Source organism: Bacillus paranthracis (assembly GCF_001883995.1).
GTDB classification, from domain to species: domain Bacteria; phylum Bacillota; class Bacilli; order Bacillales; family Bacillaceae_G; genus Bacillus_A; species Bacillus_A paranthracis.
The window spans coordinates 68,416-95,253 of record NZ_MACE01000056.1 but is presented as its reverse complement, the minus strand read 5'-3'; the positions used below and the strand labels follow the sequence as shown (position 1 = coordinate 95,253).

Genomic DNA, 26,838 nt, shown 5'->3' with positions numbered 1-26,838 from the left:
TTGACCGGATTTAAATTTATACAGAAAGGACGAATCTAATGGCAATAGCAACAATAGGAAGTCGTTTAACCTATACAATCGTTGTCCAAAATACCGGAACACTTCCTGCCCAAAACGTTACATTTACAGACCCCATACCCGCTGGCACTACTTTCGTTCCAAACAGCGTTACAGTTGATGGCGTTGCAACAGCTGGAAATCCTGCTACTGGTATTCCCATTAGCAACATTCCTGCTGGCGGCTCTGTTACAATTACCTTTCAAGTAGATGTTACAAGTGTCCCTACCCCACCAGTTGCAAGTAACGTAGCATTATTTGGATACGAATTTCAACCTGCACCTAACGCACCCACTATCACACGTACGACAACAAGCAATATTGTTAATACAGATATTTTCACAGCTAATGTCGCATTAACAAAAGCAGTAGATAAAACAATTGCTACTATCGGTGATACGATTACGTATACAATTACGGCCACAAATCAAGCCACATTAGCTGCTAATAATGTTATCATTACAGACACGCCTCCTGCCGGCACATCGTTCGTACCGGGTAGCGTTACAGTTAATGGTACTTCTACTACAGATAATCCTGCTACTGGAATAAATGTAGGAACGATTGCTGCAAACGGGAATGCTACAATTACGTTTCAAGTTCAAGTTAATACTCTCCCTACACCTAACCCTATTCCAAATAGTGCAACTTCAGGCTTTCAATATAATCCACCAAACCAACCACCAATTAACAGAAACTCTACAAGTAATATAGTTGAAACACAAATTAATGCTACTATCATAAATCCAACTAAAAGTGCAAACCAACAAATTGTGAATATTGGTGACATCATTACGTATACGATTACTGTTCCAAATAACGGTAATATTTCAGCGACAAATGTTTCCATCACCGACCCTATCCCTACTGGCACTACTTTTATTCCAAACAGTGTTACAGTTAATGGAACGGCACAATCTGGCGTAACTCCAACAAATATTCCGCTAGGTACAATTCCTGCTGGTCAAACTAAAACTGTCACATTTCAAGTCCAAGTCACTTCCCTCCCAGCTAACGGAACGATTACTAACGAAGCAAATGTAACATTTACGTCGCAACCGAATCCGGCTGAACCCTCAACAACCACTACGATAACACCACCTCCAACAACTACTTCTGTACGAACTGCAATTGTAAATCCAACAAAAACTGCTAGTCCACAAATTGCTGATATCGGTGATATTATTACGTATACGATTACTGTACCAAATACAGGAAACATCGCTGCAACGAACGTTATTGTAACTGATCCAATTCCAAGTAGCACTACATTTATTCCGAATAGCGTCACAATTAACGGTACTTCACAACCTGGCGTAAACCCTTCTGGTGGTATACAAATTGGAACAATCGCAGCTGGTAATACTGTCACTGTCACTTTCCAAGTTCAAGTTACCGCTCTCCCAGAGAATGGCCTAATCCGAAATATCGGAACCACAACATTTACGTATCAACCAGATCCTACAAAACCAGCTATTACAACAACAAACCCTACACCACCTACTACTACTCCTGTTAACACCGCTATTACAAACCCTGTTAAAACGGCGGATAAAACTACTGTTGATATTGGTGATGTTATTACGTATACGATTACTTTCACTAATGATGGTACGATCCCTGCTACAAATGTAGTTTTTACTGATACCATTCCTACTGGTACAACATTCATTCCGAATAGCGTAATCTTAAATAATGTACCGGTTCCAAATTCAAATCCCGCACTAGGAATCCCGGTTGGAACAATTAATCCCGGTGAAACCAAAACACTATCTTTCCAAGTTCTTGTTACACAAATTCCAGCTGGCGGCGTTATTGCAAACGAAGCTTCAACGACATATACGTACCAGCCAGATCCAACAAGGCCGCCGGTTACCACAACCGAACCGACAGCACCTACTACAGTCTCTGTTAATACCGCTACAGTTAACCCTACAAAATCTGCTGATCGTACTTTCGTTGATATTGGTGATGTTATTACGTATACAATTAGTTTACAAAATAACGGCACTGTTCCCTCAACAAATATTGTACTAACAGATCCAATTCCAAACGGTACAACATTTATTCCAAATAGCGTCACGATTGATGGTGTCTCACAACCTAACAGTAATCCTGAAAACGGTATATCGATTGGTACTTTAAATCCAAATCAAGCAAAAACAATTACATTCCAAGTTCAAGTTACAAGTGTCCCGCCAAATGGAATTATAGAAAACCAAGGCAGTGTATCATTTAATTATATTGTTAATCCAAATGAGCCTCCTGTTACAACAACTACCCCAACTCCTAAAACAGAAACTCAAGTTGGGACCGTTATTACAGCGCCTACAAAATCTGCCGACAAACAAGTTGCTGATTTAGGAGATACGATTACCTACACGGTCACATTTACAAATAACGGGACCGTTCCGGCTACAAATGTAGTCGTTACAGACCCTACACCTAACGGAACTATTTTCGTTCCAAATAGTGTTACAATCGATGGCATTACAACGCCAGGAACAGCCCCATCACTTGGTATACCACTTGGTACCATTTCTGTCGGAGAAACGAAAACAATCACGTATCAAGTTGTCGTTACAAACTTACCACCTGATGGAATAATTAGAAACCAAGCATCCTTCACTTACCAATATCAACCGAACCCAAGTGAGCCTCCTGTCACAACAACTACCACCACTCCAAGTGTAAACATTCCAATTAATAATCCTAATCCAACGACTACAAAATCTGCTGATCGACAAGTTGTTGATATAGGGGATACGATTACTTTTACTGTAACATTCCAAAATAGAGGGACCGTCCCCGCTACAAATATTATTATAAAAGATACACTTCCATCTGGTGTTTCTTTCGTTCCAGGTAGCGTTGTCGTAAATGGCACATCACAACTTGGAGAAAACCCTGAAATTGGTATACCCGTCGGCACTGTAAATCCCGGTCAAAGTATTATAGTTACGTTCCAAGGTGTAGTAAATAGTATCCCGCCCGGAGGAGTTATTAGAAATCAAGCAAATGTTACATTCACATACGAGCCAAATCCAAATGAACCTCCCGTTACGACAACTATTACAACTCCTGAAACAGAAACAGCAGTTAATACCGCTACACTAAATCCACAAAAAACAGCAGATCGCTCCTTCGTTGCATTAAATGATGTCATTACCTATACTCTCTCATTTCAAAACACCGGTACTGTTCCTGCTACGAATATAACAGTAATAGATTCTATCCCTGCCGGTACTGTATTTATTCCAGATAGTGTTACGATTAATGGGATTCCTCAAGCAGGAACAAATCCATCATCAGGAATTTCACTTGGAACTTTAGTGCCATCCGAACGCGCAACGATTACTTTCCAAGTACGAGTAATAAACATCCCTGCTAGCGGCGAAATCCGAAATCAAGGTAGTGCAACATTTAATTATCAACCGGATCCAAATTTACCTCCAGTCACAAAAACAGAAACAACTCCTGAAACAACAACTCCTATCCAAACTGTAGTCATAAGTCCAACAAAAACAGCAAACCTTACGTTTGCAGAAATTGGCGATATTGTAACTTATACTGTCACATTTACAAACCAAGGAACTATACCTGCTACTGGTGTAACAATTACAGATTCTTTACCACCGGGTACAACTTTTATTACGAATAGTGTTACTGTAAACAATGTCGCTCAACCCGGCGTAAGTCCAGTCACAGGAATTCCTGTTGGAACAGTTAATCCCGGCGAGACAGTTACTGTTACATTCCAGATTCAAATAAACGCTATTCCTCCTAATGGAAAAATAGAAAATACAGCAAGTGTTACCTACACTTCTCAGCCTAATCCTAGCGAACCTCCTATTACAACAACAGAAACGACTCCTACCGTAACTTTACCTGTTCGTACCGCTAACCCGAACCCGCAAAAAACAGTGGATCGTGAGTTTGCAAGTATTGGTGATACGCTCACTTATACAATCACCCTTCAAAATACTGGTAATATACCTGCAACTAATGTCATTATTACAGATTCTATCCCTACTGGAACTACATTTATCCCTGGTAGCGTTACGATTAATGGCATTCCACAACCTAATTTGACCCCTGAAACAGGAATCCCAGTTGGCACATTAAACCCTAGACAAGTAGTGACTGTTACTTTAGAAGTACAAATAACAGCTTTACCACCAAATGGCATTATCTCAAATGAAGCAAATGTCACTTACACATCTCAACCAGATCCGACACTCCCGCCTATTACAACAACCACACCGACTCCAATCGCAGAAACAATTGTACAAAATGCAGAATTAGAGTCAACAAAAACAGTAGATTTGCCAATCGCTAACATTGGCGATGCACTCACTTATACAATTACCCTTGAAAACACTGGAAATATTCCTATGACAAATGTATCTGTCATTGATCAACCACCAGTAGGCACACAATTTATTGTAGATTCTGTTACAGTAAATGGCCTTTCCCAACCAGGTGTTGATCCAAGCATTGGGATACTCATTGGTACAATACAACCAAATCAAATAATAACCATTACGTTCCAAGTAACGATTACGAATATACCCCCTAATGGGGTTGTTACAAATGTTGGTTCAATCAACTTTACCTCTCAGCCTAATCCAAATGAACCTCCTATTACAAAAACAGAAGAAACACCACCAGTTAATACTGAAATCATTAATAGTATTATTAATCCATCGAAAACGGCTGATCGAAACAACGTTGATATAGACGATATCATTACGTACACCGTTACATTCCAAAACTTACAAACTGTTCAACTAACAAATATCATTTTTACAGATTCGATTCCAGTTGGTACGACTTTCATTCCAAATAGTGTAACAATTAATGGTATCCCAACTAGTGATGTTGATCCAGCTCTTGGCATTCCTCTTGGCACATTAAATCCTAGTCAATCAGTTGTTGTAACTTTTCAAGTTCGCGTTGTTTCCATACCACCTAACGGAATTATTATAAATGAAGCTACTATCACCTACACATTCCAACCTAATCCTGGAGAACCTCCAGTAACAGTGACTACTCCAACGCCTCCTACTACTACCAATGTCAACACGGCAACAACAAACCCTACAAAATCCGCTGATAAAGTATTTGCTTTATTAGGTGACACAATCACCTATACAATCTCCTTACAAAATACAGGAACTGTCCCTGCAACAAATGTACTTGTAACCGATCCTATTCCAGCTGGTACTACTTTCATTCCGAATAGCGTTACGATTAACGGCGTCACGCAACCTGGTATCGTTCCTAGTTCCGGAATTCTTATCGGTACATTAGAACCTAACACTTCAGCCGTCGTAACTTTCCAAGTTCAAGTAACTTCGATACCACCGACAGGCTTTATCGAAAATGAAGGGATCGTTTCATTCCAATATCAGCCAGATCCTACTAGACCACCTGTATCTGTTACTACGCCTACACCTACTACAAAGACGCAAGTAAGTGAAGTTACTATTAATCCTAACAAACAAGGTAACCCTCAAACTATTAATCTTGGTGATACTGTCACATATACAATTACGTTCCAAAATGTCGGGAATATTAATGCGACAGATGTTATTATTACAGACCCTACTCCATCTGGTACTACTTTCATTCCGAATAGCGTTACGATTAATGGCGTCACGCAACCTGGAACAAATCCAAATAATGGTGTAAACGTTGGGACTGTAACTCCAGGACAAATTGTTACATTAACTTATCAAGTTACTGTAACTGAACTCCCACCAGACGGTATTATTAAAAACACTGCAACTGTCACTTACACATTCCAGCCAAACCCTAGCGAACCCCCTATTACTATTACAGATCCTACTCCAACTGTTGAAGTATCCGTTATTACACCTACACCTAACCCAAATAAACTAGCCGACAAACAAATTGTAGATATAAATGAAATCATAACGTATACTGTAACCTTCCAAAATCGCGGATCAGTCCCTGCAACTTCCGTTATCATTACTGATCCGTTAGCAAATGGGTTAACGTTTCTTCCAGGTACTGTTGTAATAAATGACATTTCAGATCTTGGAGCAAATCCTGTTGTAGGTATACCTGTTGGAACAGTCAATCCAAACGATACAATTACTGTTCAATTCCAAGCAAGAGTCACAAGTGTACCACCTGGTGGTATTATTCGAAATCAAGCAACTGTTACTTTCACATATGAACCAGGTCCTGGTGAACCTCCTATTACAATTACAGACCCTACTCCAATTAACACAACGAATGTAACTACAGCTATATTAAATCCGAAAAAAACAGCCACGCCGGAAACAGTTACTTTAGGTGATATCATTACGTATACGATTTCTCTCCAAAATACAGGTACCATTCCTGCTAATCATATACTTGTAACTGATACAATTCCTATCGGTACTTCGTTCATCCAAAATAGTGTCACAATTAACAACGTGCCGCAACCAACTGCAAATCTATCAGCAGGCATCCCAATTTCAACACTTGCTCCTTCTGAATCCGCAACGATTTCTTTCCGTGTCCTAGTTACTTCAATTCCACCAAGCGGAGAAATTCAAAACCAAGGTAACGTTTCCTTCCAGTACCAACCCGATCCTACTAAACCACCTGTATCCGTTACTACGCCTACACCTACTACAATTACTCCTGTAAACGTTGGGACTATTAACCCGATAAAAACCGCTGATAAATCCATCGTTTCAGTAGGTGATACGATTACATTTACTATCACATTCCAAAATGAAGGTACGATTCCTGTCACTGACATTTCTGTTACAGACTCACTTCCTGTCGGCACATCATTCGTTCCAAATAGTGTCACAATTAATAACATTCCCGTTCCAAACGCAAATCCATCCACAGGCATTCCAGTCGGAACTCTTAATCCAACAGAATCCGTAACTATTTCATTCAAAGTACAGGTTATTACACTTCCAGCTAATAGAATGATTACAAATATCGCATCCATTACGTATACTTCTCAACCCGACTCTACTAGACCACCTATCACAACAACGACTACAACACCACCAATTACGATAGAAGTAAACCCTAATGAGCCAAACACATTTATTAAGACCGCAAATGTAAATAGCGCCCATCTCGGTGATTTCATCACATATACACTTACCTTTACTAACAATGGCACCATCCCAGTAAATAACGTACTCATTACCGACCCACTTCCTCCTGAAGTTACTTTCTATCCAAATTCAGTAACAGTAAATGGAGTAGCACGTCCCGGAACTAGCCCAACTATCGGTATTCTTATCAATACTGTTAATCCAAGTGAATCCGTTGTTGTTCGTTTTATCGTTCAAGTAACAGCAGAGCCACGAAATGGTCTCATTCAAAATACCGCCCGCATTCGCTATACACTCAGACCAGATCCTACTAAACCACCGACTTTCGTTGATGAAACTTCAGAGCCAAACATTATTCCGTTTATCGGTCCGTTCGTCTCACCAAATTTAAATTGTTTCTTTAATGGGGAACGTTTTATCCGGCGCGGTTGGAATAGAAGATGTTAGCAATATAAAATAAAAAGACAGCGTCAAAAAACGCTGTCTTTTTATTTTATACATATACAGTTTTTAAGTTAATTTCATATCTTTTTCATTATAAAAACCATCTTCTTTTTCCATTTCCTTCTGTAATTTTGTAAAGGAACGGTACATGGCAATTCTCCATGACACAATCATCGCAAATGCCAGCAAGAAGAACATCCCACTAAGTTGTCCTAAATCAAGCGATTGGCTTAAATATGTTTTAAATACAATACGCACGACAAGTAATCCGATTAAAATAAAGACAAATGCTTTCGAACGCTTCAAATAAATCTCTTGTCCTCTAATTTCAAATTTAGATGTTTTAATAAGAAAAATAGAGAAAAACAAACCGACGCCAATTGCTTCTAACATTTCTGCTGGAGTTAATCGAAATTCAGGAAAAACATACATCAACGCTCCCGTACTCATAAAAAATGGTGGAAGTATAATTTTTTTCAATGTTGCAGGTTTCTTAGCTGCTTTTAAACGAATAAACATCGCACCAACAGCCATACAAACAGCAACGATACTGGATAAAACAACTATGTTCATATTTTCTCATCCTTTTTTGTGGCTATATGCAAAATATACTTTCATTATATGCTTTTCCGTTAGTATTTCCAACATTTTCACAGAATAATACTAAAAACCCGTAAAACCACCAAATAAACTTGAGAAATATACGATAATTTTCGTCATCCAGTTAAAGTATAAGAAGATACCCATGATAATCATAATGTATCCCCCGATTTTCATGAACTTCATACTATTTCTTTTAATCCAAGACATTTTCGTAATAAAGAATGATAGCACGAAGAACGGAATAGCGAATCCAAGTATGTATGCAATCATATAAATCATTGCTGATTCTGGATTTGTTGCTGCTAATCCGATTACAGACACTAAAATAGGTCCTGTACAAGGCGTCCACCCTGCAGCAAATGCCAACCCAATTAAAACAGATCCAAAATAACCACTCGGACGATTTTTAAACGTAAATTTACGATCTTGCATTAAAAACTTCGGCTTAAACACACCGACAATAATAAGACCGAACACGATGATAAATATACCACCTAACTGTCTAATTAAATCTTTATAATTTGTAAAGATGCCTCCAATAAAACTTGTACCAAATCCAATTGCAATAAATATAATTGAAAATCCAAGTAAGAAAAACGCTGTATGTATCATACTTCTTTTGCGAAGCATTGCATTTTCTTCTTTCAACTCAGAAACCGACATACCTGTTATGTACGATAAAAATGCCGGATAAAGCGGTAAGCAACATGGGGAAATAAATGATAAAAACCCAGCACCAAACGCTAAAAAAATACTAATATCTTGCATTATTCCACTCCTCTCCTTACATATTGTAGCAAAAACATATAAAAATACTATGAACAATTCGTGAAATCACTTTTCCAACGTGATAATAAGAAAAACTACCCTTTCACACTTTTTCTGAAAAAACGTTTTCATTTCCTTCTATTTATATAGAAAAATCTCAATTACACTACAAAACCTCTCTAATGTTATTAACATAACAAAGGTAATATAGTTTCTCAAATGATTAGCATGTTATTCGTACGTTTATATACATATTGATTAAAAAATATTTTTTTCAAATGCTGTCTTTATACAATACAAACTTGATTTTACAATACTTCTATTATTACTAATTTCAAGATTATGCATAAATATCATACTTTTATTATTATTCTATAAAATGTCACACTTTTCTTTTATTTGACCCTTCATTTTTAATTTTGTATACTTCCCTCTAGTTATATATGTCCGTTACGGAACAATTTCATATAGATGGGAGGAATATTTCATGCTTCGTTATTCTCTTTTAGTTTTATTAGGAGCGTGTAGTTATGGAATTTTAGCTATTTTCGTTAAACTTGCATATGCAGAAGGATTTTCACTTGGAGAGGTAATTGGCAGCCAATATTTGTTCGGTTGGATTATTTTGCTTGCTATTACACTTCTATTTTCTAGACATCGTGTTCCATTAAAACAAGCTTTAATTTTATTCGTTGCAGGTACATCTGCAAGTTTCACTGGAATTTTTTATTATGCTTCATTAAAAACTGTACCAGCATCTATCGCCATTATACTTTTATTCCAATTCGTTTGGGTCGGAATTATTATTGAAGCAGTCGCAACAAAAACTTTACCTTCAAGAGAAAAAGTTATTTCTGTTATTTTCTTACTTGCAGGTACATTTTTATCAAGTGGTTTACTAGAAAAATCAGCAGGTGATTTCGATACGACTGGAATTATATTAGGCCTATTATCTGCTGTTACATTTGCAACATACATTTTCGTGAGCGGAAAAGTTGCTGTTGAAGTACCTTCATTACCACGCGGTGTTCTTTTAATGGCTGGTGCTTTAACTTTAGTAATGATCGTATTCCCTCCAACATTTATTTTTAACGGTGCAATTTCTGAAGGACTTTGGAAATACGGTTTAGGTTTAGGAACATTCAGTATCGTCATTCCTTCTATCGCCTTTACAATTGGTATTCCAAAGATTGGTTCTGGCTTAGCGACTATTCTTGGCGCTGCGGAACTACCAGTTACAACAATTATGTCTGTATTCGTTTTAAAAGAAGCTGTACTATCTTCACAATGGTTCGGTGTATCACTTATTTTAATCGGGATTGCAATCCCGCAAATTGCTTATGCAATGCGTGGACGTTATCGTAAACATCATACACACAAAAAATTGGCAGCATAAACGAGAGGGGATTTTCATTTGAGAATCCTCTCTTTTAATATTGTATACTTAATGTAAATACTTTATTTAAGAAAGAAGGCATTATAAGTGGCAGCAAATCTAGAGCAATTAACTGAGACGCTAATTTCTATTCGTCGAAATTTACATGAGCATCCAGAACTATCATACGAAGAATTTGAAACGACGAAAGCTATAAAGAATTGGTTGGAAGAGAAAAACATTACGATTATAAATTCTAATTTAGAAACGGGCGTTATTGCTGAAATTTCGGGGAATCGTAACGGACCGCTTATAGCAATCCGTGCTGATATTGATGCCCTTCCTATTCAGGAAGAAACAAATTTATCCTACGCTTCAAAAATCCATGGAAAAATGCACGCTTGTGGGCATGATTTTCATACAGCTGCTATTATAGGGGCTGCTTATTTGCTAAAAGAAAAAGAATCTTCTCTTAGCGGAACTGTACGCTTTATATTCCAGCCAGCTGAAGAAAGTAGTAATGGTGCTTGCAACGTCATCGAAGCCGGGCATTTACGTGGTGTACAAGCTATTTTCGGTATGCATAATAAACCTGATTTACCAGTAGGTACAATCGGTATTAAAGATGGTCCACTGATGGCCGGAGTTGATCGATTTGAAATTGAAATTCACGGAGTTGGTACACATGCAGCTGTACCAGATGCTGGGGTAGACCCTATTGTCGCATCTTCTCAAATTGTGATGGCACTACAAACTATTGTAAGCCGAAATATAAGTTCTTCACATAATGCCGTCGTTAGTGTCACAAACATCCACTCAGGAAATACGTGGAACGTTATTCCTGAAAAAGCAATATTAGAAGGTACTGTTCGTACTTTCCAAGCTGAAACACGCGAAAAAATTCCAGCCTTAATGGAACGTATCATTAAGGGCGTTTCTGATGCACTAGGTGTAAAAACAGAATTCCATTTTCATTCAGGTCCTCCTGCTGTCCATAATGATGAAAGTCTTACTCATTTATGTACACAAACTGCACAGGAAATGTCACTAGACGTGATTACCCCTACTCCTTCCATGGCTGGCGAAGATTTCTCTTTTTATCAACAACACATACCAGGATCATTCGTCTTTATGGGAACGAGTGGTACACATGAATGGCATCATCCAAGCTTTACAGTAGATGAGCGAGCGTTACCTATAAGTGCAGAATACTTCGCTTTGTTAGCTGAAAGGGCACTTAAACATTTTTCCTAAAAAAGGAGCCGTTAAGAAATGCTTAACGGCTCCTTTTTTTAAGTTAAATCACGTTTTAAAAATACTGTATAGGAAATGATTAAAAATACAAATAAATACAGTAATAACATACATGATGCAAACGGGAACGTTACTCCATCAATAAAGCTTCCATTCTTTGCAATACTATATAAATCTGTGTTTGCTGGCAATAAATATTTCGCCCAATCATATCTAGTTGCTGCTAGTAATGCGATGTTTCCTGATAAAGCAAGAAATAGTGAAATACCAATCGCGCCTCCGCTAGATCTTGTTAGCACAGAAATCATAAACGCAAACGCTACGTACACAATCGTCGGCAACCACGATAAAATATAATACTTACTAGCTTCTACAAAAATATTTTGTTTTATAATATTTCCATCTTGGAAAATAAACTCGCTCCATGCAGGCTGCTGGAATTTATAAATAACCAGTCCACATAAAATGGAGAAAATCATATTAAATATAAACAATAATGCTGCAAATATGACAATTGCTAAAAACTTAGCTGTCAAAATTTTAAAGCGACTCGCTGGTCGTATTGTTAAAAATTTATATGTTCCCCAGCTATATTCATTCGCAAAAATTGTACTTGCATACACGAGGATAAACGGAAGTAATATTGGAAATACGATAAAGCCTGTATCTCTCATGAAAGAAAGTGGAGAACTACTTGCCGGTGCTGTATCTGTGTCTAAATGCTTCATCTTGAGCTGATATTCCTTTACAAGCTCATCCCCAGATCGTTCCGCTAAAATTGCTCCTTTTTCCATGCCTAGCTTTTTCTCAATTTCTACAGTTCGTTCTGTATAATCAGCTTTCCATCCTTTTGTTTCCGGCTCCAAATACTTTACAGTAACCCATCCTAATCCGATTATTAATACTGCAATAACTGCAAATGGAATAATCGTTCGCTTTCGCTTAAATATTTTATACAATTCGTTATACACTAAATTAAACAATATCTTTTCCCCCTGTTAATTCTAAAAATTGCTCTTCTAACGTTTTTCTTTCTTCATATACACGATACACTTGAATGTTTTTCTCAAGCAATGTACGAATAACATTTGGGATTTCTTCATCTTTTACATGAATAAGTAAATCATTACCTTTTATTAAAACATCTTGGTCTAACATTTCTGCCGCTTTATTCGCATCATCTACGCGTATACGGATTGTCTCCATCTCTTCACTTTGATTATGCTGAATATTTTGCGTCGCGACATATTCTCCGTGCTGAATAATGATAACTCTATCACACATTAATTCAACTTCCGAAAGTAAGTGACTAGATACCAGTACCGCTTTTCCTTGTTCATGTGCAATTTTCTTTATGTACATTCTCATTTCATGTATTCCACTAGGGTCTAATCCATTCGTTGGTTCGTCTAATATTAATACATCTGGATCATGAATAAGCGCTTGGGCAATTCCTAAACGTTGTCTCATGCCGAGTGAATATGCTTTTACTTTGCGATCAATGACTTGTCCCATACCTAGCAGTTTCACTACTTCATCGATACGTTCTTCTGTAACGTTACCATTCATGCGTCCGAAATATGTTAAATTCTCATAGCCACTCAAAAACGGATAAAATTCCGGTGTCTCAATTACCGCTCCAATTTTCGAGGCAGTACTTTCAAATTGCTGTTTTACAGATTGACCATCAATCCAAACTTCGCCCTCTGTCATACGAATCATGCCGACCATCATTCTCATTAAAGTCGTTTTTCCAGCACCATTTGGTCCAAGCAGACCAACTACTTCACCTTTTTTAACTTCGAAACTAATATTTTCTACAAGTGTCTTTGAACCGATTCGCTTCGTTAACCGCTCAACCTTTACAATCGATTGTTCATTTGTCATGCTATACAACCTTTCCTTCCCATTCTTTGTCAGGTCTTTACACTGTAACATGATTATTTTTATGTGTAAAATGGAAAAAGACATGATTTCTCATGCCTTTTCTTTAAACTGAAATGAATTTTCATCTTGTAAACTTTGAACAAATCGAATACATTGCACCATCGATAATAGAAGAATAACAATCATAATTATACTCACTACTACTATTGCATATATTGTAATCGGTGCACTATTTATCCCTTGTATTCCTGTTATTTTCATAAAGATAATCGTAAATAATTTTAAAAATAACATCCCATTAACTAATCCAAAAACAAACGCTGCTCCATAAATAAATAATTGCTCCTGACATAATAAACATAGTACATCATTTCTCTTCCTATTCTCTGCTACATAAGATTTAATTTCTTCTTTCCTCGCTTGCAGAAGAGAATAAGTCATTTTATATGTAATAAACGTACATATGAAAATGACTACGATAAACAACGTGTAAAAACACATTTGAAATAAAAATGTAGTCCCTAATTCCCCAGCAACTACTTCATTAAATTGTAGCGATATCATAAAAAACAAAATCATAATACTCATAGCAATCCACATAAATTGCTTCATCCTTTTGGTAGCAAATGTTCTTATATTTTTTCTCGCTAACCGACATAAAGACATAAAATTCTTCCCCTACCTTATTACATACGCATTCTATACTACTAGTGTATAAAAATATGACATTTTAAACATCGCACTACAATCGGAATTTTCTCTAAGTCTTTAGTCCTAGAAAACAAAAATGAACATGTTTATCTCTTTCGTATAGAACTAAAAAAACACTAAAGCGGAAATGCAATTACATTTCCGCTTTAGTGTTTAACGAGGTGTATTTTTCAACAACTTAATTAATCTCATCCTCAACTTCTATTCTTTTCTTCTCTCTTGCAATTTTTAAAAACTCTAAAAGCTCTGGATTGCTATTCATTTTTTTGTACGCGACTGACATTTCTGCAACAAAATTAGAATCATATAGCTCTTTATATACAACTTCTGTTTTATATAATTTATTTGCCGATACCGGTATGACTGTAATTCCAATCCCCGCTGCTACAAGTCCCATAACTGTTTGATATTCCGTCGCTTCTTGTACGATACGCGGACTAAACCCGACGTCGCGGCAAAGTGATAAAATTGTATCATATAACGCTGGCCATACTGGTCTCGTAATAAATACAAACGGTTCATCCCGTAAATCTTCTATATGTATTTCATCTTTCTCTGCAAGTGGATGAGCCTTCGGTAAACATAACGTACAAGATAGTTTTTGAATTGGCTCTAATTCTAATAATTGTGTTGGGATTGGTGGACGCAAAAATCCAATATCAATACGATTATCATGAAGTGCATGCACTTGATCTGGAGTAGATAATTCATGTAATGCAACAGACACCCTCGGAAATTTCTTTCTATACTCCCTTACGATAGATGGTAAAATATCATATATCGCCGCACCTACAAAACCAATTGAAAGTGAGCCCACTTCTCCCCTTTGGGCACTTTGTGCAATTTCTACAGCTTTTTCAATTTGTTCAAACGCTTTTTTTACTTCTTTCAAAAACATTTCTCCAGCTTCTGTTAATTCAACCTTTCTCTTCGTTCTTGAAAATAACATAACTCCCATTTCTTTTTCTAATTGCTGAATTTGTTGACTAAGCGGTGGTTGTGTCATTTGTAAACGAGCAGCTGCTCGTCCAAAGTGTAACTCCTCTGCCACTACAACAAAATATTGCAAATGCCGTAATTCCATTTTGGACACCCTTTTCCATTTCAATTAATACGTCTAATATATTAATAACATATAATTTATATATTAGACAAATTTTTTGAATGAACGTATAGTAGAAATTGTTAATTCTTTTTTACAATTTTTATGTAAAAAAAGAAAGAGGTGTTTACTGTATGAAATGGTGGAAATTAAGCGGACAAATTTTACTATTATTTTGTTTCGCTTGGACAGGTGAATGGATTGCAAAACAGGCACACCTCCCAGTTCCAGGAAGTATTATCGGTATTTTTTTATTATTAATCTCGTTAAAATTTAACCTAGTGAAAAAAGAGTGGATACAAGACGGTGCAGACTTTTTATTAAAAGAACTTATTTTATTTTTCATTCCTTCTGCAGTCGCTGTCATACGCTACAAAGATACACTATCACAATATGGAATCGATCTCATCTTAATTATTATGATTAGTACACTTTGTGTCACTCTCGTTACAGGACTCTTAACAGAATTGCTACTAAAGCGGAAAGGATCCGTGCAATGATCGGCTTTCTTTGTTTACTATTAACACTATTCACATATTGGATATCGAAAAAAATGTATCAACGCTGGAATTGGAGCTTACTTTCTCCTCTTCTCGTCTGTCCTATTATTTTAATCGCGTTATTACTCGGACTAGACACATCTTATGAAACGTATGAAACTGGAGGCCACTGGTTAACAGAATTATTAAAACCTGCAACAGTTGCTTTTGCATGGCCAATCTATAAATACTTTGATTTACTTAAGAAACATGGAATGGCTATTTTACTTAATGTCATTGTCGGTTCGTTTCTATCAGTTATTACTTCAGCACTACTAGCAAATTATTTTCAAATTGATTCATCGTTAGAGCATAGTTTAGCACCTCATATTGTAACGACGCCAATTGCAATGGCCATTTCAGAAATGATTGGTGGTATGTCACAATTAACAGCAGTATTTGTTGTTTTAACTGCGTTAACAGGAGCATTGCTCGGACCTTCTCTCATTCGTATATGCCGTATTAAAACAGCAATTGCAAAAGGTATTATGTTAGGAACGAGCGCAAATGGAACTGGTACATCAAAAGCATTCGAAATCGGTCCTGTAGAAGGAACGATTGCAAGTTTATCTATGCTTTTAACTGCAGGAGCTAGTTTAGTTATCGTTCCGCTTTTCTTATCGTGGATACATTGAAAAAGCAAGTGTTTACACACTTGCTTTTTTATTTATGTATTTGTTTAAAATCTCATAATCCTCCGGGAAAGATAACGTTAATTCCTTCATTTCGTCTATCCTCTTCCAAGCAATTTCATGTATTAACTCATCAGGATCTTGGATTTTCATACTACCGCTTATTCTTTTTACGACATAATAATGAACGTATACAGGAACCCCATATGTAATCGCTTCTTTTTCGTATATTTTACTTACAACTTCCACATTGTAGCCTGTTTCTTCCCAAACCTCTCGGATACAACATTCCTCTAATGTTTCTCCTTTTTCAAGTCCTCCACTTGGGACGGACCACCTTTTTTCTTCATCCTTTTGTCCTTGTAATACCATTAAAACTTCATTTCTTTCATTTACACATACTGCTGCGCAACCTATCCATCTTTCCATATACACCCCTCCCCTACTACTATTCGTCTCCTTTTGTATTTTCTCCTTGAAAAAAGAGGAAAAAAGGAAAACAATGACGAAATTTTACATCAACTTCATAGGCAGTTCCTTCTTAGAAATTAAAAACGGAAGGATGAAAGCATGATTTTTAAATATGTTGTGGAATGTGTCTTTTGTGAAGAAAATCGAAAACCTCGCCAAGCTATCGTCACAGTTCCTGCTACTACTCAGCTACTAGCCATTGAAAAAGTGCGTGCAGAATGTAAACGTCGTTTCGGAAAAGCTTTATTATTACAAACTGAAATTAAAGAAGAAATAGTTTTTGAACAAAAAGAAAGCTGACCATAAATTGGTCAGCTTTCATATCCGATCATATTTTCACATGAAGATTAGGGGCATCCTCTTTAAGGATCGGGATTTTCCCATTATGTACGTTCCATAATGGTCATCGAACAATATATTTCTATACAATTAAATATTGAATAGAATAGGGCAAAACTTGTTCGCATTTTTAGAAAAGGGATAGGGATATAATTCAAGTAGTACTTCGAATACTCGAACTTTACACTCATTATATTAAAGCAAATCCTTTTATATGGGAAATATGAATTACTTACATAATTCATTCGTAAAACATATTAGTTTGCTATATTATTTTTATCCCATTAATAACATACATCCAGCGAAAACTGGTGTCATAATCATTGAAAACTTCAAAAGCATACGTGGTGCATAATTTGTAAACTTCGCACCGATATAAGCTCCTAGCATCGTCCCAATTAATACTTGCAATAATAATATATAATCTAGATACCCTTCTGAACTATACCCTAACCCACCCCCAATCGCAATGGGCAATATAACAAGCATTGTTGTTCCTACAGATTGCTGAATCGTCAATCCTAATAGAACCATTAATCCAAGTTGAATAAATGGTGCAGAACCAATCCCAAATGAACCAGCCATCATTCCAGTGACTAATCCAAGACATATACATTTCATTATGTTCTCTTTCGAAAAATCTTTAATCTCTGCTAAAAGTAACTCTTCCCTATTTTGAAACTTAATTAATTTAATAAACATAAAAATTGCAGATAAAAATAGCATCCCAGCTGTAAACCAATGAAGAAGATGTCCTGGTATAAGTGAACCAATTTTTGAACCGATATAAGAACCAAGCGCTCCACATCCCCCAACAATCCCGCCTATAGTAAGTACTACATTTCCTTCACGATAATGACTTATAACCCCAGATAATGTCGTAAATGCCATAGCAGTTAAAGACGTTGCAAGTGCAACGTGAATAGGAATATGGAATACTAAAGTGAGTATCGCGATAATAAACCCGGCTCCCCCAGCTCCAACAAACCCTAATAAAATCCCCATTACTAACATCGTTATAATAATTGCCACATACTCTCCCTCCAGTAAGGCAATTATCCACCATATTCTTTCTTCTACACAAATAAAAAGCATCCATCTAGGATACTTTTTATTTCAATACTATGTACTTAATCTTGATTAATCAAAATAACCGCGGGACCAGCGACTACTACTCCAGCTACTTCGATTTTTTCAAATTCCTTTACTGTAATAGATATAACGCCTTCTCTTTCCATCAATTCTTTACTCAGGACATCAGTCGGTATAGCTTTCACCGTCTTACCTCCTTTTCATTTATACAATATGCAAAAAACAACTTAACGCATCTATATATATGCATCACCTCCGCTTTCATTCCTTATTCCCTTCAAAACCCTTCTCTCCCTTCCATAACGTATTGAAAAATAAAAAAAGCACTCGCAATCGCGAATGCTTTTTCATTATTTACTTTCTATTACTTTTAACATTCTATTAATAAACATACAAAATACCCCTTAATATAACACTCAGAAAGCCCACCTCTTTTTAATTCATTATATAATTCATTCGATTAATGGTTTCTCGAAGTTTTTCCAACTCTTGACCTGTATATATTACTTTCCCCGTTAAGAATTCATTTCTGAAGAACGATACAATTTGCTCTCTATCTTTTAATCTCGGCGTTTTTTCTTCAGAAAGATCTAGCACTTCTTTCCCATTCTCATTATAAAAATATACAATCGGATTTATGTTTTCCTTTACAATATCAACTTGCATTTCTTTCAAACAATTGTATAGAATATGAGATAGTTTCTTCGCTCTATATACTGGGTTCCCTTCATTTTTCACTTGTATCGTTAATGAATCTTCACCTGTAATATATTCAAACGTCTCTTCTTTCTCTATCTCTTGTTGATACTTGCCAATTTCATCAATCATAAATGAATATGTACTAGCATTTTCTTTCGTTAAGCCATGAATTAATTTCCCTGTCCATTCTTTCGTTTCAAGTACATACATACCCGTTTTACTTAAAACAAGATGATGAATTCGAAAATCATTTCTTCCATGCTGATTCCTCATAAAAACATTCGGCATTATATGAAATTCATTATCTAGTATTATGCCTTGCTCTACGAAGCCACGCTTCATATATTGTAATGTTTCGTGTGTACTCACTTCGGCTCCATTTTTCGTATACTCTCGCAAATCTGCAATTAACTTTTGAAACATATGTATTTCGTTACTATGTTTTTCTTGCATTTCACTGCGTTCTTTACTATGTTGCACAGCTAATTGATTTTTCATCATACGCATATTTTCAAGTTCTCTCGCTGCACTTATTTGTAAATCATTGTATTTTTTCTGTTCCATATTTTTTAATGTATTTTGCTGCTCTTTATGTTCTGTAACCGTAGCTGCAATTTCATTTTCGTACGTTTCAATTGCTTGTTTTTTTTCAAATTCCGCTTGCTGACTCTCTGATTCTAGCTGTTTATTTTTATAAAACAGCACGAATACTGCAGCTAATAATAATAAAATTACACCTATTAACACGTAATCCATAATTCTTCTCCTTTATTTCATTTCCTGCTTTTTTCCATTCACATTTCTACTACATTATACTATGTAATTCCTATATTTTTTGTAAAAATTTCACACGCAGTCAAAAGACCTTGTAATTCTACAAGGCCTTTTGTAAACTTCCTTTATTTTGTAGTAAGTACATATTATAATACAATCCTTGTTCACTCAGTAATTCTTGATGTGTCCCTCTCTCTACTATCTCTCCATCGTGCATAACAAAAATTTGATCTGCATCTTGTATGGTAGATAATCTGTGTGCAATCGCTATCGTAGTCCGTCCTTTTCGCATTTGCTGTAACGCTGTTTGGATTGCATCTTCAGTTTCTGTATCAATATTTGCTGTTGCTTCATCTAATACTAACACTTTCGGATTCGTTGCTATCGTTCTAGCGAAAGCAATTAATTGTCGTTGACCACTAGAAAATGCAGCTCCTCTTTCTACTACTTCCGTTTCATACTGCTCTGGTAATTTTTCAATAAACGTATTCGCTTGCACAAATTGTGCCGCTTCTTTTACTTCTTCATCCGTAATTTCTTCATTATACATACGAATATTTTGCTTTACATTTCCCGCAAATAAAAATGCATCTTGCAATACAAGTCCTATTTTCTTTCTAATTTCTTGTTCTTCAAATTTCTCTAACTCTACACCATCTATTACAATATTTCCGGACTTAATATTATAGAATCTCAGTAATAAATTCATAATGGTACTCTTTCCGCTACCAGTGTGCCCAACGAAAGCAACCGTTTGCCCTTGTTTCACGTGAAAAGATACATTTTTTAAAACATCACGTTTTCCATCGTACGAAAAAGTAACATTTTTAAATTCAATATCTCCATTAATAACTTGAGGATTTCCATCCCCTTTTTGAACTGGCGCTAAATCTTTCTCATCCATTAAATGAAATACACGTGATGATGAAACCAGTGCCTGTTGGAAAAATGATAATTTCATCATCATCTCATTTACAGGCTGGAAGAAACGATGGATATAGTTAACAAACGCATATAAAACGCCTACTTCAACAGGACTCTTCAAAGCATCAATTCCAAATAAACCAAGTACTAACGCAATAGCTACAATATGAACTAAATCAGTTGCTGGACGTAAAAGCAATGCATCTAACTTTAATGTACGTCGCCCTGCACTATAATGTTTATTATTCACTTCTTCAAATTCTTTTCTCATGCGCTTTTCTTGTCTGAACACTTGAACAATATTCATCCCTTGAATGGACTCGTTTAACTTTGCATTTAACACACTTAATTGATTACGGACTTCTAAATAAAAAGCTGCACTTTTCCGGCGATATAATACCATAATCGCAAACATGATCGGAATTAATACGAGAGAAAATAGCGCTAATTTTACATTTAATAAAAACATCGCTACTAAAATCCCTACTAAAAATACGATATTTTTAACAAATGTTGATAATACACTGACATAAAAGTCTTTAATTGCTTCTGTATCATTCGTTATGCGCGATACAAGCGTACCAATCGGCGTACGATCAAAGAAACTTAATGACAACTTTTGAACATGCTCATATACTTCAACACGCATATCTTGAACAATTTTAAAAGCGATATTTTGAAAATATAACAAGTCTAAATAAGTAAATAATACTTTTAATAAGTGAGCAACAATATACACTACAAATAGAGTAACAAGTGCTGATTGATCAAAGTTACGTGGTACTAAGTGTTCATCAAGGAATTGTTTAATTAAAAAAGGACCCATCATTTCTGTTACAGTTGCACCAACTAGAAATAAAAATGCTAATGCTAACAGTCCTTTATATGGCCTCATATAAGACAGTAATCTTCTTAAATCGCTCTGTTTTTTCTCAGCCATCATACGCCTCCTTTCTCGACTAATGCTTCTAACTGCTGGCTCTCATACATTTCTTTATACCAACCATGTTCTTTCATTAGTTGTTCATGTGTACCTCGTTGTACAATTTTACCTTCATCCACAACAAGAATAAGATTGGCATGCTGAATTGCACTTAAACGATGGGCAGTAATAATTGTCGTTTTCCCTGCTCTCTCCCTCTTTAAAGCATTTAAAATCGTTTCTTCTGTTTTTGCATCTACCGCTGATAAACAATCATCTAAAATTAATATTTCAGCATCCGTTAATAAAGCACGCGCAATAGAAATTCTCTGTTTTTGACCTCCAGATAAAGAAACGCCTCTTTCCCCAACTACTGTTTCATATCCTTCTGAAAATTGAAGGATGTCATTGTGAATACAAGCAATCTCTGCAGCACGGGTAATTTCATTATATGTAGCATCCGCCTTTCCAAAGGCAATATTCTCCCCAATACTCGCTGAAAATAAAAAATGATCTTGCGGCACATATGAAATAGCAGAACGGACACCGTAAAGTGTTACATCGCGAATATCCCGCTCTCCAACTTTTAATTCACCATTAAAATGATCATACTCACGGATTAAACATTTTAATAAAGTCGTTTTCCCTGCACCTGTACGTCCTACAATCCCTAACGTTTCCCCTTTCTTCAAATCAAAATGAATATCTGTTAAATGTAACAGTTCATTTTTCTTATACGAAAACGAATCGACCGCAAATGAAACATCACCGCTCGCTACTGTATGCACAGCATTTTCTCTATTTACTACATCTGATTTTTGTGAGAGAATTTTTTCTACACGGTCATACGAAGCACGCCCACGCTCCATAATATTAAACAGCCATCCAAACGCTAACATCGGCCAAACGAGGGTACCTAAATACGTCGTAAATGTAACGAGATCACCTACTGTTAATTCACCTCTCACAACTAATACTGACCCGTAACATACTGCGATTAAAAATGAAAATCCTACGATAAGAGCGATTGTTGGATCAAATAACGAATCAATACGTGCAACTAACATATTTTTATGTACGACATCTTCTGATTTTTTTCGGAACGCTTGCAAATCTTCTTTTTCTTGTCCAAGCGATCGAATTACCTTCATCCCACTCATACTCTCTTGCACTTTATCATTGATTTCCGAAAACGATTGCTGTGCTTTATGAAACCTTTTATGTAATAAAGTGCCGTAATAATTTGTCGATATTGCTACAATCGGCATTGGAATTAAGCTTAACAATGTTAACTTCCAACTAATTGTAAAACCCATTGCTACGAGTACACATCCTCCAACAGCCAATGAATCAACAAGTGTTAAAACACCCGCCCCAGCAGTTTGCTGAATTGCTTGAATATCGTTGGTCGCGTGCGCCATTAAATCACCTGTGCGATTTGACTGATAGAAAGATGGACTCATCTTTGTAAAATGTTCATACAAATTTTTCCGTAATTGGCGAGCTAATTTTAATGAAGATCCGAAAATCATAATACGCCACACGTAACGTAATATGTACATCGTAATACCTACGAGTACTAAGAGTACAACCCATTTTAGTAACTTATCAGTCGTTAATGTTCCCTCATTAATTTCATCTACAACAATCCCAATCACTTTTGGTGCTACAAGTTCTAAAAGTGCAACGCCAAATAATAAAATAATTCCGGTTATGTACGCTCGTTTTTCTTGTTTAAAAAACCACGCTAAATTCATAAACACTTTCATATTTTTCCCCCTCTCTTAAAATGAGCGATGTTTTCAGTTTACCAAAAATACAGAATTTTTAAAAGTTTTAAACTCTGTCCATATCAAAAAGAAAAGACACTCTTAGCGAGTGTCTTTTAGCGCTTATTTCATTTGTTGCTTATTCATCGCGCTCATCATTTGATTGATTTTCTTTTGGGAAGGTTTTTGTCCCATTTGCATCATCATCATTTTTAACATTTGTTCGTTAATTGGTGGATTTTTTTGTAAGTAATTCATCATGTATTTGCGGGCAATGAAAAATCCTAACGCCACGCCTGCTACTAGTGCTACTACGCCCACTAGAATACCTAACCAAATTGGCATATATTTTCCTCCTTCATGTTGTCTACCTTACAGTGTACTAAAACCTTTTCAATAAGACAAGATACAATTCGACATTTTTACACATATGTTCGTACTTGTTTTAGAGGATTCAGCCATCCGTACTTTGTATTTTCATAATCCATAGCTAAAAATGTTAATTCACACTTCCGAAGCACCTCAAAGAAAGTCGTTTCCATAGAAACATTTCCAGAGGTATTCATGCGAATATAGTGTGGTTTCACCATTATTTCGCCATATTCCGCCCCTGTATAAAGTGTATGTGTATGATGTGTTCGATCATATTTACCAAGAACGCGCAAAGCTTGTTCTAATTTATGATGAATTTTCATTACTTGTAATGGCATCGTTATATACATCATTTGTTTATATAACACTTTTTTCTCCGAAAGGGACCCAGATTCTGAAAATCGAGCAAATAAATCAAAAAACAAATATTCACGACCAAAGTAAGATTTCGCAATATCCTCTTGAATTAAATACAATTCATACGTTTTCATCTTTCGCCTCCCAATCTGGACAACCTTTTCTCTTCATTATATAGAAGAAATTTTGCAATGATTGTCTGACTGCGGAGAGAGAAAAAACTTTTTCTGTCGAAAAAACTCATTTACATAGAAAAACCTCTCCATGCCGGAGAGATTTTTCTAAAATCATTAAAGCATTTCTTTTACTTTACGAACAACGTTCTCTACAGTAAATCCATACTCTTCCATAATCTTCTCACCAGGAGCAGAAGCACCGAATGTATCGATACCTAACACATCTCCTTCAAGACCTACGTAACGGTGCCATCCGAATGTAGCACCCATTTCGATTGCGAAACGTTTTGTTACTGCTTTTGGTAATACAGATTCTTTGTACTCAGCAGTTTGAGCTTCAAAGCGATCCATAGATGGCATGCTGACAACAGATGCGTCAACACCGTCTACTGCTAATGCTTTTTGAGCTTCAACAGCTAGACTTACTTCTGATCCAGTTGCAAGTAAGATTACATCAGCTGTTTCTTTCTTGCTTGCAGAAACTACATATGCACCTTTTGCTACTTTTTCATACGTATCGTCTTTTGCACCTTCTAATGTTGGAAGATCTTGACGAGTTAATACTAAAGCAGTTGGTTTGTTTGTAGATTCAAGAGCTAGTCTCCAAGCTGCAACAGATTCGTTACCATCAGCTGGACGGATAACAGATACATTTGGCATCGCACGTAGCGCTGCTAATTGCTCGATTGGTTCATGTGTTGGACCATCTTCACCAACAGCGATACTGTCATGTGTGAACACATATGTTACCGGCAATTGCATTAATGCTGCAAGACGAATTGCTGGACGTAAGTAGTCAGAGAATACGAAGAACGTACCACCGTAAGTTTTTAAACCACCATGTAGTGCAATACCGTTCATTGCTGCACCCATTGCGAACTCACGTACACCGTACCAGATGTTTTTACCGCTGTAATCATCTCTTGTAAAGTCTTTTTCGTTATTCATGTATGTTTTGTTAGAACCAGCAAGGTCAGCAGACCCACCGAAGAATGATGGCACAGACTCTGCAATTGCATTAATTACAGCACCTGAAGAATTACGAGTTGCTGCTTTTGATCCTAATTCATAAGTTGGTAAGTTTTGCTCCCAACCTTCTGGAAGAAGACCATTCATTGCCGCTTGCAGTTCGTTTGCTAATTCTGGGTATGCTTGTGCATATTCACCTAGCATCGTGTTCCACTCAGCTTGCGCAGTTTCACCAACATCTTGTACTGTTTTACGGAAGTTGTCATATACTTCTTCTGCTACATGGAAGTCTTGCTCAGCAGTCCAAGCGTATGCTTCTTTCGTTAACTTTGTTTCTTCTACACCAAGTGGAGAACCATGTGAAGCTGATTTTCCTGATTTGTTTGGAGAACCGAAACCAATTGTCGTTCTTACTTCAATTAGCGTTGGGCGTTTTTCGTCAGCTTTCGCTTCTTCGATTGCTTTCGCGATAGCTTCAATATCGTTTCCATCCTCAACACGGATTACTTGCCATCCGTATGCTTTGTAACGATCTTCTACACTTTCAGAGAATGAACGATTTAAATCGCCATCTAATGAAATATCGTTTGAATCGTAAAGCACAACAAGACGACCTAATTGTAAATGAGCAGCTAATGAAGATGCTTCAGCAGAAACGCCTTCCATTAAATCTCCATCACCACAAATAGCGTATGTATAATGATCTACTACATTATACGCATCACGGTTATATTTAGCAGCTAAATGCCTTTCTGCCATTGCCATACCTACAGCAGTTGCAATACCTTGTCCAAGTGGACCAGTCGTTGCATCTACACCAGCTGTATGACCGTACTCAGGATGTCCTGGAGTTTTGCTTCCCCATTGACGGAAGTTCTTTAAGTCATCCATTGTTACATCATAACCAGATAGGTGAAGTAGGCTGTATAATAACATTGAACCATGACCTGCAGATAATACGAAACGATCACGGTTAAACCACGTTGGGTTATTTGGATTGTGTTTCATAAATTGAGTCCATAATGTATAAGCCATTGGTGCTGCACCCATTGGCATTCCTGGGTGACCAGAGTTTGCTTTTTCAATCGCATCGATGGATAATGTGCGAATCGTGTTGATAGAAAGTTGTTCGATTGAATGTGACATGCTATTCTTCCCTTCGCTTATATTAGTAAACGTTTTATACATTTATATGATAGCTTCCCACGCAAGATTATACAACATGTATCGACAAATATGTTGATGTTTTTTTGATTTTTTATAAAAAAATCAATGATTCCGGGAATGTATGGGCATTCAATATGACATACTTTTTCAATATTTTTATTTTGAAAAGAAAGGGAATTATCTGTATATTTATACAGATATACAAAATTCTTCAATACTAACTTTTTAACCCACTTGCGAACTACCCCCACTTAACATGATTATTATCTACTTTCATTGTTATACCAAACTTTACCTCTTATAAGACTGATTATATCAGGGGTCAAATAAATAGGAAA

Annotated in this window: 21 protein-coding genes and 1 pseudogene; 6 read left to right on the top strand and 16 right to left on the bottom strand. The window is 36.3% G+C overall.

Annotated features, from left to right (window positions below; genetic code table 11):
• The first annotated feature begins 38 nt into the window (after positions 1 to 38).
• Complete coding sequence (locus BAQ46_RS22445) at positions 39 to 7,601, top strand: DUF7507 domain-containing protein (RefSeq protein WP_071742814.1); 7,563 nt, start codon at positions 39 to 41, stop codon at positions 7,599 to 7,601.
• 63 nt (positions 7,602 to 7,664) lie between these two features.
• On the opposite strand, the gene BAQ46_RS22440 is transcribed toward BAQ46_RS22445, so the two are convergent.
• From BAQ46_RS22440 to BAQ46_RS31580, 3 genes and pseudogenes are all read right to left on the bottom strand, one after another.
• Positions 7,665 to 8,171 carry a CcdC family protein gene (locus BAQ46_RS22440; RefSeq protein WP_001028639.1) on the bottom strand — a complete coding sequence of 169 codons (507 nt, stop codon included), beginning with the start codon at positions 8,169 to 8,171 and terminating at the stop codon, positions 7,665 to 7,667.
• A gap of 90 nt (positions 8,172 to 8,261) precedes the next feature.
• Positions 8,262 to 8,969, bottom strand: coding sequence for a cytochrome c-type biogenesis protein CcdA (gene ccdA, locus BAQ46_RS22435; RefSeq protein WP_001152681.1), 708 nt, complete (start codon positions 8,967 to 8,969; stop codon positions 8,262 to 8,264).
• Positions 8,970 to 8,985: 16 nt separating this feature from the next.
• A pseudogene (locus tag BAQ46_RS31580) lies at positions 8,986 to 9,130 on the bottom strand (peptidase T).
• Positions 9,131 to 9,456: 326 nt separating this feature from the next.
• On the opposite strand from BAQ46_RS31580, the gene BAQ46_RS22425 reads away from it, so the two are divergent.
• Together BAQ46_RS22425 and BAQ46_RS22420 are read left to right on the top strand one after the other, a co-directional pair.
• Complete coding sequence (locus BAQ46_RS22425; protein ID WP_000947030.1) at positions 9,457 to 10,365, top strand: EamA family transporter; 909 nt, start codon at positions 9,457 to 9,459, stop codon at positions 10,363 to 10,365.
• 87 nt (positions 10,366 to 10,452) lie between these two features.
• Entirely contained in the window at positions 10,453 to 11,598 is a 1,146-nt protein-coding gene (locus BAQ46_RS22420) for a M20 peptidase aminoacylase family protein (protein ID WP_000729800.1), read from the top strand.
• Positions 11,599 to 11,636: 38 nt separating this feature from the next.
• On the opposite strand, the gene BAQ46_RS22415 is transcribed toward BAQ46_RS22420, so the two are convergent.
• The 4 genes from BAQ46_RS22415 to alsR all read right to left on the bottom strand — a co-directional run bounded on the left by BAQ46_RS22415 (position 11,637) and on the right by alsR (position 15,280).
• On the bottom strand, positions 11,637 to 12,581 hold the full coding sequence (locus BAQ46_RS22415; RefSeq protein WP_071742812.1) for an ABC transporter permease: 945 nt from the start codon (positions 12,579 to 12,581) through the stop codon (positions 11,637 to 11,639).
• On the bottom strand, positions 12,574 to 13,485 hold the full coding sequence (locus tag BAQ46_RS22410; protein ID WP_000180642.1) for an ABC transporter ATP-binding protein: 912 nt from the start codon (positions 13,483 to 13,485) through the stop codon (positions 12,574 to 12,576). The genes BAQ46_RS22415 and BAQ46_RS22410 overlap by 8 nt, the downstream gene beginning before the upstream one ends.
• A gap of 90 nt (positions 13,486 to 13,575) precedes the next feature.
• Complete coding sequence (locus BAQ46_RS22405) at positions 13,576 to 14,151, bottom strand: FtsX-like permease family protein (RefSeq protein WP_000050620.1); 576 nt, start codon at positions 14,149 to 14,151, stop codon at positions 13,576 to 13,578.
• A 223-nt stretch (positions 14,152 to 14,374) separates the two neighbouring features.
• A complete protein-coding gene (alsR, locus tag BAQ46_RS22400; RefSeq protein WP_000423223.1) occupies positions 14,375 to 15,280 on the bottom strand; it encodes an acetoin biosynthesis transcriptional regulator AlsR in 906 nt (301 codons plus the stop codon).
• Positions 15,281 to 15,432: 152 nt separating this feature from the next.
• Between alsR and BAQ46_RS22395 the strand changes: the two genes are divergently transcribed.
• Together BAQ46_RS22395 and BAQ46_RS22390 are read left to right on the top strand one after the other, a co-directional pair.
• Positions 15,433 to 15,798, top strand: coding sequence for a CidA/LrgA family holin-like protein (locus tag BAQ46_RS22395; RefSeq protein ID WP_000872364.1), 366 nt, complete (start codon positions 15,433 to 15,435; stop codon positions 15,796 to 15,798).
• Positions 15,795 to 16,472: an LrgB family protein gene (locus BAQ46_RS22390; RefSeq protein ID WP_000578958.1), complete on the top strand. Its 678-nt coding sequence runs from the start codon at positions 15,795 to 15,797 to the stop codon at positions 16,470 to 16,472. Before BAQ46_RS22395 ends, BAQ46_RS22390 begins: the two co-directional genes overlap by 4 nt.
• Positions 16,473 to 16,484: 12 nt before the next feature.
• Here BAQ46_RS22390 and BAQ46_RS22385 read toward each other — a convergent pair whose 3' ends face one another.
• Complete coding sequence (locus BAQ46_RS22385) at positions 16,485 to 16,898, bottom strand: NUDIX hydrolase (RefSeq protein WP_061131642.1); 414 nt, start codon at positions 16,896 to 16,898, stop codon at positions 16,485 to 16,487.
• Positions 16,899 to 17,039: 141 nt separating this feature from the next.
• Here BAQ46_RS22385 and BAQ46_RS22380 point away from each other — a divergent pair, with 141 nt between their 5' ends.
• Positions 17,040 to 17,240 (top strand): DUF3903 domain-containing protein, encoded by a 201-nt coding sequence (locus BAQ46_RS22380; protein WP_000576449.1) that lies wholly within the window; start codon positions 17,040 to 17,042, stop codon positions 17,238 to 17,240.
• A 315-nt stretch (positions 17,241 to 17,555) separates the two neighbouring features.
• Here the strand turns inward: BAQ46_RS22380 and BAQ46_RS22375 are convergent, their stop codons facing one another.
• The 8 genes from BAQ46_RS22375 to tkt form a co-directional block, all read right to left on the bottom strand.
• Complete coding sequence (locus BAQ46_RS22375) at positions 17,556 to 18,311, bottom strand: sulfite exporter TauE/SafE family protein (protein WP_000974648.1); 756 nt, start codon at positions 18,309 to 18,311, stop codon at positions 17,556 to 17,558.
• 98 nt (positions 18,312 to 18,409) lie between these two features.
• Positions 18,410 to 18,556 (bottom strand): BC1881 family protein, encoded by a 147-nt coding sequence (locus tag BAQ46_RS22370; protein WP_000644411.1) that lies wholly within the window; start codon positions 18,554 to 18,556, stop codon positions 18,410 to 18,412.
• Between the two features lie 250 nt (positions 18,557 to 18,806).
• Positions 18,807 to 19,826 (bottom strand): nuclease-related domain-containing protein, encoded by a 1,020-nt coding sequence (locus tag BAQ46_RS22365; protein ID WP_000386802.1) that lies wholly within the window; start codon positions 19,824 to 19,826, stop codon positions 18,807 to 18,809.
• A gap of 118 nt (positions 19,827 to 19,944) precedes the next feature.
• On the bottom strand, positions 19,945 to 21,708 hold the full coding sequence (locus BAQ46_RS22360; RefSeq protein WP_000818391.1) for an ABC transporter ATP-binding protein: 1,764 nt from the start codon (positions 21,706 to 21,708) through the stop codon (positions 19,945 to 19,947).
• Positions 21,708 to 23,459, bottom strand: coding sequence for an ABC transporter transmembrane domain-containing protein (locus BAQ46_RS22355; protein ID WP_061131640.1), 1,752 nt, complete (start codon positions 23,457 to 23,459; stop codon positions 21,708 to 21,710). Before BAQ46_RS22355 ends, BAQ46_RS22360 begins: the two co-directional genes overlap by 1 nt.
• A gap of 123 nt (positions 23,460 to 23,582) precedes the next feature.
• The gene (locus tag BAQ46_RS22350; RefSeq protein ID WP_001123317.1) at positions 23,583 to 23,804 is read right to left on the bottom strand and encodes a YneF family protein; all 222 of its coding nucleotides are present in this window, start codon (positions 23,802 to 23,804) and stop codon (positions 23,583 to 23,585) included.
• A gap of 77 nt (positions 23,805 to 23,881) precedes the next feature.
• Positions 23,882 to 24,322, bottom strand: a complete 441-nt coding sequence (sirA, locus tag BAQ46_RS22345) for a sporulation inhibitor of replication protein SirA (RefSeq protein WP_061131639.1) — start codon at positions 24,320 to 24,322, stop codon at positions 23,882 to 23,884.
• 156 nt (positions 24,323 to 24,478) lie between these two features.
• Entirely contained in the window at positions 24,479 to 26,479 is a 2,001-nt protein-coding gene (tkt, locus tag BAQ46_RS22340) for a transketolase (RefSeq protein WP_000019770.1), read from the bottom strand.
• Positions 26,480 to 26,838: the final 359 nt, after the last annotated feature.

What these genes read in the sequence shown, in the direction of transcription:
- BAQ46_RS22445 (WP_071742814.1), top strand. Translation starts at nt 39, where the DNA reads ATGGCAATAGCAACAATAGGAAGTCGTTTAACCTATACAATCGTTGTC.
- BAQ46_RS22440 (WP_001028639.1), bottom strand. Translation starts at nt 8,171, where the DNA reads ATGAACATAGTTGTTTTATCCAGTATCGTTGCTGTTTGTATGGCTGTT.
- ccdA (WP_001152681.1), bottom strand. Translation starts at nt 8,969, where the DNA reads ATGCAAGATATTAGTATTTTTTTAGCGTTTGGTGCTGGGTTTTTATCA.
- BAQ46_RS22425 (WP_000947030.1), top strand. Translation starts at nt 9,457, where the DNA reads ATGCTTCGTTATTCTCTTTTAGTTTTATTAGGAGCGTGTAGTTATGGA.
- BAQ46_RS22410 (WP_000180642.1), bottom strand. Translation starts at nt 13,485, where the DNA reads ATGACAAATGAACAATCGATTGTAAAGGTTGAGCGGTTAACGAAGCGA.
- BAQ46_RS22405 (WP_000050620.1), bottom strand. Translation starts at nt 14,151, where the DNA reads ATGTCTTTATGTCGGTTAGCGAGAAAAAATATAAGAACATTTGCTACC.
- alsR (WP_000423223.1), bottom strand. Translation starts at nt 15,280, where the DNA reads ATGGAATTACGGCATTTGCAATATTTTGTTGTAGTGGCAGAGGAGTTA.
- BAQ46_RS22395 (WP_000872364.1), top strand. Translation starts at nt 15,433, where the DNA reads ATGAAATGGTGGAAATTAAGCGGACAAATTTTACTATTATTTTGTTTC.
- BAQ46_RS22390 (WP_000578958.1), top strand. Translation starts at nt 15,795, where the DNA reads ATGATCGGCTTTCTTTGTTTACTATTAACACTATTCACATATTGGATA.
- BAQ46_RS22385 (WP_061131642.1), bottom strand. Translation starts at nt 16,898, where the DNA reads ATGGAAAGATGGATAGGTTGCGCAGCAGTATGTGTAAATGAAAGAAAT.
- BAQ46_RS22380 (WP_000576449.1), top strand. Translation starts at nt 17,040, where the DNA reads ATGATTTTTAAATATGTTGTGGAATGTGTCTTTTGTGAAGAAAATCGA.
- BAQ46_RS22365 (WP_000386802.1), bottom strand. Translation starts at nt 19,826, where the DNA reads ATGGATTACGTGTTAATAGGTGTAATTTTATTATTATTAGCTGCAGTA.
- BAQ46_RS22360 (WP_000818391.1), bottom strand. Translation starts at nt 21,708, where the DNA reads ATGGCTGAGAAAAAACAGAGCGATTTAAGAAGATTACTGTCTTATATG.
- BAQ46_RS22355 (WP_061131640.1), bottom strand. Translation starts at nt 23,459, where the DNA reads ATGAAAGTGTTTATGAATTTAGCGTGGTTTTTTAAACAAGAAAAACGA.
- BAQ46_RS22350 (WP_001123317.1), bottom strand. Translation starts at nt 23,804, where the DNA reads ATGCCAATTTGGTTAGGTATTCTAGTGGGCGTAGTAGCACTAGTAGCA.
- sirA (WP_061131639.1), bottom strand. Translation starts at nt 24,322, where the DNA reads ATGAAAACGTATGAATTGTATTTAATTCAAGAGGATATTGCGAAATCT.
- tkt (WP_000019770.1), bottom strand. Translation starts at nt 26,479, where the DNA reads ATGTCACATTCAATCGAACAACTTTCTATCAACACGATTCGCACATTA.